The 13,259-nt window shown below is 47.6% G+C and carries 3 protein-coding genes; all 3 read right to left on the bottom strand.

What is annotated here, in order from left to right:
• The coding region (locus tag LQ247_RS21930) for a condensation domain-containing protein (protein WP_231006595.1) at window positions 1-1,622 on the bottom strand (1,622 nt) is incomplete at its 3' end.
• 16 nt (window positions 1,623-1,638) lie between these two features.
• The gene (locus LQ247_RS21925) at window positions 1,639-9,333 is read right to left on the bottom strand and encodes a non-ribosomal peptide synthetase (protein WP_231006594.1); all 7,695 of its coding nucleotides are present in this window, start codon (window positions 9,331-9,333) and stop codon (window positions 1,639-1,641) included.
• A gap of 26 nt (window positions 9,334-9,359) precedes the next feature.
• The coding region (locus LQ247_RS21920; protein ID WP_231006593.1) for a non-ribosomal peptide synthetase at window positions 9,360-13,259 on the bottom strand (3,900 nt) is incomplete at its 5' end.

Here is a 13,259-nt window from a genome sequence, read left to right as displayed (position 1 = left end):
ACGTAAGCGCCGCCGGCTTTCAAAACAGCCAGCACCGCGATCACCATCTCCGGTGAACGGTCGGCGAGCACGCCGACCACACTTTCTTTGGCAACGCCTTTTTTCTTCAACCGGACAGCGAGCTGATTGGTATACTGATCAAGCTCTCGATATGTTAAGGTACCGCCGGAAAAACGAAGCGCCGGCATGTTCGGCGACAGAGCTGCACGGCGGGTGAAAAAGCTATGCAGCGTCGGCGCTAAAGGTGCAGCGGGCTCTGTTTGATTGAATTCGTACAGCATCTTTTTGGCAGTTTCTTCGCCAAGCAATGCAATTTGTGCGATTTGTTGATTGGGATCAGCGATGACAGAGCCTATGATATGGCGTAAATACAGTTCGATTTTTTTCATCATGGCTGGATCATACAGTCCGATATCAAAATTTATGCGAATATAAAGCGAGCTTCCCGGAATGATTTTAATGCTGCATCCATAGTTGGTAACTTCATCCATATCGAAATCATCGACTGTGAAATCGAATGCATCAGCTTGATTCAGACTTTCAATTTCGCGCTGGGCCGGTATGTTTTCAAATACGACAATATGGTCAAACAGCTCATGTTTCAGCGTGCTTTGCGCCTGAATATCATATAAAGGATAATAACTGTACGCTTCCGCTTTCAGTGACTCCTGTTGCAAGTGGCTGACCAATGTCAAAAAGGACTCCGGCCTGCTTTGGACCCGGACGGGAATGGTATTAATGAAAAGCCCGACCATTTTTTCTACGTCCTCAAGATCAGACGGCCTCCCGGAAATAACGGAGCCGAAGACTGCGTCATCACAGCGGTTGATCTTTTGCAGAATGATTCCCCATAATGCCTGAAAAACCGTATTCAGCGTCGCGCCTGCTTGCAAGGCCAATTTTCGCAGCCCTTCAGTCTGTTCTTTAGATAGGGTAAATGCCATCTGCTCAAGCTTTCCTTTTGAGGATGATGATGTTTTGGGCAGTGATGCGGTTTGTTTGATATCGGCAAGCCTTGTTTTCCAAAAGGCTTCAGCTTCTTTTCGATCCTGTCGCATCAGCCATTTAATATACTTGCTGAACGGCTGAACCGGTTCAAAATCAGGAAGCTGCCCTTTTCCTAAAGCCTTGTAAATCGCAAGAAATTCTTTCATCACAATACCAAAGCACCAGCCATCCATTAAAATGTGATGATGGCTCCAAATACAATGATATTGTTCGTGTGCCCTTTTTAAGATAGATACTCTCATAAGAGGGTCTGTTTGCAGATCAAATCCTTTTTTCTTGTCGTCATGTTCGAATTGATCGACAAATGTTTCTTTAGCCGCCTCGTCCAGATGAGAAATATCAACAAATTGAAGGCGGCTTTGCCGCTCTTTTAACACGACTTGGCGCGGCTTTGCCACATTTTTGTGTATAAACGCAGTGCGGAAAATATCATAGCGTTCAATCAGCGCGTCTAAACTTTTTTGAAACCGTTCTGTATCAAGCGAGCCGTTTATCGTAAATGATGCCTGTTCAAAGTAGGCTCTAGATTCCTGATCCAACAGCGAGTGAAACAGCATGCCCTCCTGCATAAAAGATAAAGGATAGATATCTTGTATTTCCGGTTGCTGCACCATCAGCGACTCTCCTTTTCTATAATTTATTGACAGCTCCCATAATGTCGCTTAGTTCCTCCAAAGTTAAATCTTCATCAGTGAAGTCTGTTGCACTTTTTTCATGGTTTTCTTTCTCTGTACAATGCTTGATGATCGTTTTGAGAAAAAATTGAACATGGTCTGCCAGAGCTTGTACTGTTTCTTTCTCATATTGAAGCCGGTTGTAGACAAAGTGCATGACGAGACATTCTGAAGATACGGCGCCGCTGATATCGAGAAGATGAGGCTGCTCCCAATCCGGACTGATCTCATGCCCCGCTTTGACGGGAGAAACGCGAAATCCGCTCGACTTGATATCTTCGTCAAACTGTCCCAAATAGTTAAAGCTGATGTCGGGACGCTGGAAATCTTCAGATTCCCACATGCCGCCGATGTATTTCAGCACCCCGTAGCCAACGCCCTTATACGGAATACGGCGCAGCATGTCTTTTGTCCGCTTGATGTGGTAGCCGAAACGCTCATGATCATCTGCGGACTCCGGAAGGCTTGCATCGAGTAAAACAGGATAAATCGAGGTAAACCAGCCGACCGTCCGGCTGATATCGATATCCTCCAAATGCGCTTCTCTTCCATGGCCTTCCAAGCTGATTTTGAATCGATCATTGCCGGTCCATTTGTGAAGCGCAAGACCTAACGCGGCGAGTAATATGTCATTTGTATCTGTCGTATACGGCTTGTTTACAGCCGTTAACAGACGCTCTGTTTCTTGTTTTGTCAGCCGAATGTCTATGGTGTCTGTATCTTGCAGCAGATTCGTAATGGTTTCGGCATCTTTCGGAAGCGGTTCAACTCTTGTTTTTTCCCTTTCAGTCCAGTAATCTATTTCCCGTAATAGCTGTCGGCTTGTTGCGTAATCAGTCAGCCGCTTGGCATAGGTTTGATAGGAATCTGTCTTTTCCGGAAGCACGATTTCTTTTCCCGCCAGGGCCTGTTTGTATCCGGCGGTTAAATCTTCGAAGAGGATGCGCCATGATACTCCGTCGATGACAAGGTGATGAATCACAAGCAGCAAATGATCGCCGTCCGATCCGCGAAAAACGCCGGCTGCAACAAGCGGCCCTGTCTGAAGCTGAATCGATTTCTGAATATGTTCCGCGGCCCTTTCAATCATCACATGCTCTTGAGCTAATGATCCTGCTTCTCTTACATCAAGCAGTTCAAACGAAAACAGCTCCTCTTTGGCAAGCTCTTCGGCTCTGTTGTACTGTGTTAAAACTCCGTCTTGATATCCGCATACCATCCGCAATGCGTCATGATGGACCACGATATGGGCGAGTGTTTTTTGCAGAGCTGTTTCATCAAATCGCGCGGAACTGTGCAGCATGACAGATTGATGAAAGTGATCGTGTGACAAAGATTGTGAGAAAAACCAGTGCTGTACAGGCGTCAGCGGCACTTCGCCGTTGACGGGCGCTTGATCAATCTCGCGCCGGACTTTCGTTACCCGCTTTGACAGCTCGCCAAGCGTCTGATGTTTAAACAGCTCGCGAACCGTTGTTTCATAGCCTCGCTGCTTTAGCCTTGCGCATACTTGCAGCGCTTTAATAGAATCTCCGCCAAGGTGAAAGAAATGGGCGTTCACACCGAGCCCCTCCATTCCTAAGAGCTCTTCCCAAATCTCAGCCATCATCTGTTCAATATCGTTTCTTGGGCTTATATCTTCATCTGCGCCCTGATTGGCCGCCGGTTCTGGCAGCGCATTTTCGTCGAGCTTGCCGTTAGCTGTCAGTGGCAGTTCATCAACCTGTATGATCCGCGCGGGTATCATGTATTCCGGGAGGAGCGTTCTGAGAGATGTACGAATCTCTGCTTCATTCAGGCTTTGCGCCGTTACCGCATATCCATAGATCGATTGCTGTCCGTCTTTGTCATTTCTTGTTATGACTGCTGCTTCCTTGATTGGAGGCAGTTCTTGAAGGGCGCTTCTGATTTCTCCCAACTCAATCCGGTATCCTCTGATCTTCACTTGCGCATCTTTTCTGCCGACATATTCCAGCTCGCCGTTTGGCATCCTTTTGACGATGTCTCCCGTACGATACAGGCGCTGACCTCCGACATATGGATTTGTGATGAATCGGGAAGCGGTCAGCTCTTCTCTGTTGATATAGCCTCTTGCGACTCCGGCGCCTGCGATATACAGTTCTCCCGGCACACCGACAGGCTGCAGGTTCATATAGGCGTCCGCGACATAGGCTTGTAGGGTTGCCAGAGGTTTTCCGATATTGCTTTTATTGTGTTTCATATCGGTTCGAGTCAGCTTTTTATACGTGGCGTGCACCGTTATTTCGGTAATGCCGTACATATTGATGAGATCCGTTTCTGGATACTTCTCAATCCAGTTCATCAGCATCCCGGGCTGCAGGGCTTCTCCCCCGAAGATGACATAGCGGAGCTGTAAGCGGTCCGAATGCCTTAATTCTTCATCGATAAGCCCGTGAAAAGCTGTAGGCGTCTGGTTTAGCACAGTCACGCCTTCTTTTTGTAAAAGCCGCCGGTAGACATGGGGATCGCGGGCGGTTTCTTTCGGGACAATGACAATTTTTCCGCCGTGTAAAAGAGCGCCGAATATTTCCCAAACCGAGAAGTCGAAACAATAGGAATGGAACAGTGTCCAGACGTCCCGGGATCCGAATGAAAAAGGCAGCTCGTCATGTTTGATCAGGCTGACCACATTGCGGTGTTCAATCACTACACCTTTTGGCTTTCCTGTTGTTCCTGATGTGTAGATCACATATGCCGGCTGTTCGGCTGATATCGGCTGGCGCCGCCTTTTCGCTGCGGCTTTTTCTGCCTCGTCAATATATAAAACAGGTATGTCTATAGGTTCTTCCCATTGTTGTCCGGATTGAGTAAGCAGCAGTTTGGCCCCGCTGTCATTCAGCATAAAGCGGATCCGTTCAGCTGGATAATCAGGGTCGATCGGCAAATAGGCGCCTCCCGCTTTTAAGATGCCGAGAATCCCAACCAGCATATCGAGTGAACGGTCTGTCATTAAACCGACCACTTGCCCTGAACCGACACCATGTTCATTCAACAAAACAGCTGTCCGTTCAGCCTTTTCATCAAGTTCCCGGTAAGACAGCTGCCGATCATCGATCACGGCGGCTATTTGATCCGGAGCGGCCATTGCCTGTTTTTCAAATAGACTCGCGATGTTCTCTTGTCTCGGGTATTCAGCCGTTTCTCCTGCAGCATTGATCAGCATGTTTTGTTCTTTCGGAGTCAGCATTTGCATGTCGGACAGTTTCATGTCGTGATTGGCCGACATACTGCCGATTAGCGCTTTAAAATGATCAGACCAGCGCGCGACCGTTGCCTTTTCAAATAAGGCGGTACTGTACTCAAAATGACAGCTGATCGTACCGTCATCTTGTTCTTCGGCATGCAAAGTCAAATCAAACTTTGACGAGTGATGCGGCAGTTTATGTGATAAAAGCGTCAGTTCCGGTAATTCCATCTTGAAATCATCGCTGTTTTCAAGCACCAGCATAGCGTCAAAAAGCGGGTTGCGGTTCACTTCTCGTGGGGCGTCAAGGTGTTGGACGAGCTCCTCAAACGGATAATATTGGTTGTCAACAGCCTCAAGTGTCAGTGTTTTGATCTCTTTCAAATATGTACGGACTGTTTTATTCCCTTCAGGCTTGCTTCGCATCGCCATTGTATTCACGAACATCCCGATCACGCCATCAAGTTCTGCGCGTTCTCGGCCATGTGCAGGCGAACCGATGACAATATCCTCTTGGCCGCTCATTTTAGAAAGAAAGACTGAGAAGCCAGCCAGCAACACCATATATAACGTTGAACCTGTCTCATCCATTAACTGGCGCAGCTTTTCCCCTGTTTCCCTGTCAATATGCGTGGTCAAAGTGTCTCCGCTAAAATCGGGGAGAAGCGGCCGTTTTTGATCAAGCGGCAAGTCCAGCACCGGCAACGTCCCCTTCAGCACTTCCAGCCAGTACTGTTTTTGGCTGCCGAATGCCCCGACTGAAAACTGTTCATTTTGCCATACAGCGAAATCTTTATATTGCAGTGTCAATGGAGGCAGCTCTTTCCCGCTGTAAATGGCCGTGAATTCACGAATAAACGTGCTCATTGACATTCCGTCAGCAATGAGATGATGCATATCAAGCAGGAAGAAATGCCGGTCTTTGTTCAACGCGGCTAAGCAGACTCTGATCAGCGGAGCTCTTTCAAGATCAAACGGCTGAACGAACGATTCCAACACTTCATTGAGCGATTTCTCGGATTGGATGTGCAACTCTGTCCATTTCACTTCGGCAGATGATACGACTTTTTGCATCGGCTCCCCGTCCTGTAAAACAAACGAAGTGCGCAGCGCCTCATGTCTGTCGATTAATGTTGCAAAAGTTTCTTTCAATCGCTTTCGGTTCAGTGTTCCGCAGAGTTCCAAGCAAGCGGGCATGTTGTAGCTTGTACTGTCTTTTGCCAGCTGATGCAGGGCATAGAGCCTTTTTTGCGCGAAAGACAAAGGATACAGATTTTTTTCCGGTGCTGGTTTTATCTCCGGACGGGTCTCACTTTTGACCCGTTCTATTGCAGGAGCCATGCTGGCAATCGTCGGATATGAAAAGACTTCGCGAATCGGCAGCTGAACATTAAGCCGCTGATAGATTTTTGAGACAAGCGCCGCCGCTTTAAGAGATTGACCGCCCAATTGGAAGAAATCATCATGTATGCTAATCCGCTCCCGCTTCAACACGTCTTGCCAAATCGACATAAGCTCTGTTTCCAGCAAAGTGCGGGGCGCTTTCGGCATGACGTCTGTCCCGCCTGAATGTGCCGGTTCCGGGAGACCGGAGCGATCCAGCTTTCCGCTCGTTGTAAGCGGCATTTTGGGCAGTATTGTAAAGCTGTCAGGCATCATATAGGCCGGCAATTTCCCGGCAAGGGCTCTATGCAGGTCCAAGCGCTCTGTTTCCTTTTGCAACACAACATAAGCCGCAAGCTCCTGTTCTCCATCTGCTGTGGTGCGTACGAGTGCCGCCGCGTCTTTTACCCCGGAAATGCCGCGAAGTGCGGATTCAATTTCTCCTAGTTCTATTCTGAATCCTCTGACTTTTACTTGGTGATCCAGGCGTCCAAGGTATTCGATCGTTCCATCCGGCAAAAAGCGCGCCTTATCCCCTGTCCTGTACAGCCGTTCTCCTTCATGAAAGGGATGGGCGGTAAAGGCTTGATCTGTCAATTCCTTTTGCTGAAAGTACCCTTCAGCAAGGCCTTTTCCTGAAATGCATAATTCACCGACAGCACCGATCGGCTGAAGGAGGTTCCCGTGCATAATATAGACAGATGTATTATCAACCGGCCGTCCGATTGTCAATCGCTCGCTTTTCTGAAGATCCCGCAGCACCGTCGTTGACACGCTGTTTTCTGTCGGTCCGTATTCGTTTATCAGTTCGGCGTTGCTGCAAATCTCGCGGCTTACGGTGATTAAATCAGGTGTCACGGCTTCCCCGGCGAATGTCACAGCCCGGAGTGTTTCCGCGTCTGTTTTTGTCAAGGTCTCCAGCAGTACGCGGTATAAGGAAGGAACGAAGAGCAGATGGCTGACGCCGTGTTGGGCGATAAGCTGTTTCATAGCCACGACATCTTTTGCATCATCTTCATCGGTCAGCAAGACGCAGGAGCCTGACAGAAGCGGTGTGAACAGACCTGTTATTGACCCGTCAAACACATATGAAAAGAGATGGAGCGCGATATCTCGGTCTGTCATGCTGTATTCTTCCCGTCTCCATTGCAATGTATTGGAAATGCTTCTGTGGCTGACGAGCACCCCTTTGGGCTGCCCCGTTGTCCCTGATGTATAAATGATGTAGGCCCAATTTTCGCTGTCTGACTGTGCTGAAAGAGCGGCTTTTGGTTCCGCGTCTGTTTCTTCAATTGTGACAATCTTTCCTTTGTAATCCGCAGGGATAAAAGGGAGCAGTTCTTGTTGCGTAACGAGCCATTTGGCTTGACTGTCGCGTAAGAGAAACGAGAGCCGCTCAGGCGGATGATCCGGATCAAGCGGCATATACGCACTGCCCGATTTCCAGATGCCGAGAAGAGCTGCGACAGTTTCTTTTGAGCGGCGCAGCATAACAGCTGCAACTTGATTTGGACCTGCGCCTTCTTTCCTTAGCGCACGAGCGATTTGATTAGCTCGCTCATCTAATTCACGGTAGCTCCAGCTTGTTTCATTGAATCTGAGCGCCTCTTGTTTCGGTGTTTTGGCGGCCTGCTCTTCAAACAGCTCATAAACTGTTTGATCCGGATAAGTTCGCTGTTTGCCGTGAAAGGAATGAATCAGTTTTTTTTCAGCAAGTGGCACAGGATCAATGCTTGTAATCAATCGATCGGGATCTGACAGTATACAATCGATCACTTTTTTTACATGCCCTTGAAGACGAAGCATGTCGTTTTGATCGTAGACTTTGGCATTATAGCTGAATTTCATGTAAAAGGTCTCACCGGGAACAATGACAATATTCAAGTCGTAATTGGTTTCCTCTGACGTGGAAAAATGATCAAGATGAAGAGCGTTTTCCTCCGATTCTTCCCAGCCGTTAACCTCTTTCTGCATTTGGACGGGATAATTTTCAAATACAAGGATATGATTGACCAGGTCTTTGTTTAAGCCGCTCTCGTTTTGAATCTCATAGAGAGGATAATAGCCGTGATCTTCACAAGTCAGGATGTCTTTTTGCACCTGTTTGGCGAGTGAAGAAAATGACATACCCGCAGAAGAGCGAATCCGGACAGGCACCGTGTTAATGAACAGTCCGGCCATTGATTCGATCCCGTCAATGGCGGAAGGCCTCCCTGAAACAACTGCGCCGAATACAGCGTCATCAGTCGCGTTGTAGCGGTGCAGAAGCAAGCCCCATATACTTGTAAACAATGTGTTTAACGTCACGCCCAATCGCCTTGCTAAATCGGAAAGTTTTTCAACCGTTTCCGGCTTGAGTGAGAATTGAAGGTGACTCGGTGTATAAACGCCTTCTGTTGTTTTGCTTTTTGAACCGGGGACAGAGACAGGCTCCCCGTACCCTTCCAAATAATCGGACCAGAAGGCAGCTGTTTTTTCTCTACTCTGACCGCGAAGCCAAGTCATGTATGTGCTGTAAGGCGCCGGCTTCCCAAGGTGGAAAGGCCGGCCGTTTCTTAGAGCGTAGTACATATGGAAAAAATCTTGCAGCACAATACCTAAGCTCCATCCATCCATCATGATGTGGTGGTGGGTCCAGACGCATGTATGTCGTTTTTCTCCTGTTTGATACAGGGTCAGCCGCATTAATGGGCCTTTTTGCAGGTCGAACCGTTGATGCCGATCTGCTTGTTTGCAGCTATTTATCAACGTATTCTGTTGTTCAGCCGTCAAGGCAGAAATATCCTCCGTCTGAACAGCTACTTTTCGGTGTGATAGAACGACTTGCTGCGGCCCGTCCAGATCAGGCACCTCTTTTATATAAATCGTTCTGAAAATGTCGTAACGTTCAATCAATAGATCCAGACTCTTCTGAAATGAATCCAGACACAAATCACCGCTGATGGTGAAGGAAATTTGTTCAATATAGGCGTTTGAATCAGGGTGAAGCAGTGAATGAAACAGCATTCCTTCCTGCATATATGACAATGGATAAATATCTTGAATCTCTGTCTCTTGCGCCATGAATGCCACACACCTTTCCGGCGAAATTAAAGTTCTTTTACGAGATTGGCAATACTTTCGAATGAAGCGGAAGTCAATTGTTTATTGCTGAAATCGCTCAATGTTTTTTCTCGTTTTTTCTTGGCGGAACAATGCTCAATGACCTCACAAAGGCGGTCATAGAAGCCATCCATAAATGTTTCAATCGTACGCCTGGAAAAGACGTCGGTATAGACAGTTTGAATATCAAGCCGCTGATTGACGACCATTGCATTAATGTCCAAATCAAATTCTCTCGGCCGCTCTTCTGCAATGTTGTGGCGCGGCTGATAAGGAGACATCCGCATCATTCCTTCGAGACCGTCGAACTGTCCGAGATAGTTAAAGCAGATTTCAGGTTCACGGTGCTGAATACGTTGGGACGATTGCAAAAGCCCGTATCCGGTTCCTTGGTTCGGCACGCGTCTCATCATGTCTTTCACGTTTTTTATACGGCAAGCGGTTTTTTCGCTTGAATTGTCCGGTGCACTCATGTCCAGAAGAACCGGATATATCGAGGTGAACCATCCTACAGTTCTGGAAATATCAATGTCCGGAACATGTCCTTCCCTGCCATGTCCCTCAACACTGACAAGGAAATGCTCACGTTTCGTCCAATCGGCAAGCGCCATTCCCAAGGCCGCCAGCATCAGTTCATTCACCTCTGTGCCGTATGCCTGTTTTGTCTGAAACAGCAGCTGGTTTGTCAGTTTCACGCTTAACATGCGCGAAGCGGTGAGTGCCGTTTTTTGCAGCCTGTCCGCATTCCTGTGACCGTCTTTTGGTAATGCGGCTGTTTCAAAAGATATCGCATGCTCCCAATATGCCGCTTCCTCAAGCAGTTCGTTGCTTGTTGACAATGGATGCAGCCTGTTTGCATATGTTACGTAAGAATCGCTTTTCTGCGGCAATTTAATTTTTCTGTCTGCTAAAGCTTGCTGATAAGCTGTTTGTAAATCTTCAAGCAAAATTCTCCATGACACACCATCCACAATCAGATGATGAATGGCGATCAGCAGATGGTCTGCATCCCGCAATCTGAACAATCCAATGTGACAAAGGAGTCCTTCGTCCAAACGCATTGCCCGCTGTATTCGTTTTTCCTCCGCTTCTATGCGTTCGGCAATCTGCGTCTCATCGGCGAGGTCTATGGTCTTAAAGCTGAATCCATCCTCATCCGTTTGACTGATTCCGCGATTATATTGAAGGATGCGTCCGTTATCGTCTTTTTTAAACATCATCCGCAAGGCGTCATGATGCTTGATTAAAGCGGATACGGCCCGGCGCAGTGCAGTCTCGTCCAATCTTTTTTCACTTGTGAGCATGACTGCTTGATTGTAATGATGTTCAAAGGCGCCAGGATAGGCAAAAAACCTTTGCTGTACAGGTGTTAGACTGGCATTCCCTTCAACAGGTCCCTGATCGGCAATTGATACGGTCGGAGTCAGGTGACTCGCCAGTTCTTCAATGGTCGGAAATTGAAATAAATCCCGAATCGTCATATCCCATCCTTCAGCGGCAAGACGAGCCGACACTTGCAGCGCTTTTATGGAGTCTCCCCCCAGCTGAAAGAAAGAGTCGGTGATGCCGGCTTGCCGTACATGGAGCACATCCTCCCAAATCCGGCATAGCAATGCTTGTTTTTCATTTTGCGGGGCATGGTAAGTTTCCAAGCTCTGAACATGTGCAGCAGGCAAAGCGTCTTTATTCAATTTGCCGTTAAATGTAAGCGGCATTTTCTCTAAACCGACAAAATGAGCTGGAATCATGTAAGCCGGAAGCCTTTTTGCCAAATCTAAACGCAGATCGATGATGTCTGCTTCTTTAGGAACGACGTATGCCGCCAAATAGGTTTTCCCTTCAATATCTTTTTGAATGGCGACTGCCGCTTCTTTGACATGCTCGTTCTTCAAAAGCGCATTTTCTATTTCTTCGAGCTCAATTCTGTAGCCCTTTATTTTGACTTGTTGATCAAGACGCCCATAAAGACGAAGGGTGCCGTCAGGAAGCCAGCAGGCCTGATCTCCGGTTTGATACAGCGGCCGACCTTGCGCTAATGGATCGCTGAATTTGGCTTTTGTCAATTCAGCTTTTTGCCAATAACCTTTGGCCACGCCTTCTCCCCCAATAAAAAGTTCTCCCGGGACGCCGATGGGCTGAACTTGTTTGTTCTTGTTGAGAACATACATTTGTACATTTGGGAGCGGAATGCCGATCGGTACAAAATCGTGATAAGGCTCTTTACTCATCGTGATTTCATAATAGCTTGAATCAATGGTCGCCTCTGTTACACCGTAGCTGTTGATGATCCGCATCTCTTTTCCGAATCGTTCATTTAATGTGTAAAAATCCTGTGCACTGACAATATCTGAGCCCAGAATCAGCACCTTTAGGCTCGGTAATCGATATTTCCGCCGGTAAACATATTCCATAAAGGGAACAATCAGGGCTGGTGTCGATTCCATTAATGTAATCTGCTGTTGATTCATCAGCTTACATAACAGTTCGGGCTCAATTCGGACATCATCCGGGCAAATCACAAGCGTTCCCCCGTCTAAGAATGCCCGGGCTATGTCTCCTGAAAAGACATCAAACGAGAAACTGGCCATTTGCAGCACTCTCGCCGGTGTGCGATCAAGCTCATAGATGCTTCGCCAAGCAAGCGCTGCATGTGTGAAATTGCGATGTCTGACTTCAACTCCTTTTGGCGCTCCTGTTGTTCCCGAAGTATAGATGACATAGGCAGTATCTTTTGGAGTTGCTGTTGAAACCATATTTTCCTCGTGCAGGCCATTATGTTCATGGTCAAGCTGGATGCAAGGCATACTGCCATCTGTCAAAAGTGAAGCGATATCTATATATTCAGCCTGGGCCAGTAGCGCAGATGCTTCGCTGTCTTTTAATAAAAACCGAATTCTTTCTTCTGGATAATGGGAATCTATCGGGATATACGCTCCTCCCGCTTTCAGCACGGCCAAAACACCTATGATGGCTTCAATCGAACGATTGGCCAAAATCGCAACTCGTTTTCCAGGACCGATTCCGGCTGTTTGAAGCGTCCGCGCCAGTCGATTGGCGCGACCATTCAATTGGTGATAGCTGATCTGTTTCGAGCCCTCAATGACTGCGATTTTCTGAGGATTATTCGCTGTTGTTTCTTCAAACAGTTCGTGAAACACTGCTGTTCGTTCTGGAAGTTGAAGGTGTTTGTGATTAAATTCAACAAGAATTTGGTATTGATCTTCATCGTTCAGAAGATTGAAGCGTGCAAGATCTGTCTCGGGCTGATGGACGATATGGCGCAAAAGTACAAGCAAATGTTTCATCCAGCGCTCGATGGTTGTTTTTAAGAAAAGATCGGTGCTGAATTCCATGTCGAGACGGATATTCCCGTTAGATTCGCAAGCGGTCAATGTAAGGTCAAAAATAGATACTTGATGGGCAAATGTTTGAACGCGATTGACTTGAAGGCCGGCTAATTGCATATCGTGCTGTTCCATGTTTTGCAAAATAAACATGGCGTCAAACAACGGATTGCGGCTCATATCACGGACGACATCGAGCCGGTCGACAAGCTCCTCAAACGGATAATCCTGATGTTCGAACGCCTCAAGCGCCGTTTCGCGGACCTCCCTTAAAAAATCGCTGAAACATTTGTTTTCTGCCGGATGCGTTCTGATCGCCAATGTGTTGACAAACATGCCGATGACAGGTTCTAAGTCTTTGTGCGGCCTTCCGGCGATCGGCGAACCGATGATGATGTCCTCCTGTCCGCTGAGACGGGCAAGAAGCGTGCTGTACGCGGCGAGAAGAACCATATACAGGGTGCAACCGTTGTCGCGGGCGATCTTGTAAAGGCCGGATGAAGTGTCCGCATCAAGTGAAAAGGACACATGATCTCCGGCAAA

Source organism: Bacillus sp. BS3(2021) (assembly GCF_021043345.1).
In the GTDB taxonomy this organism is placed as follows: domain Bacteria; phylum Bacillota; class Bacilli; order Bacillales; family Bacillaceae; genus Bacillus; species Bacillus paralicheniformis.
This window is presented reverse-complemented; position numbering and strand designations above follow the sequence as displayed.

What these genes read in the sequence shown, in the direction of transcription:
- LQ247_RS21925 (WP_231006594.1), bottom strand. Translation starts at nt 9,333, where the DNA reads ATGGCGCAAGAGACAGAGATTCAAGATATTTATCCATTGTCATATATG.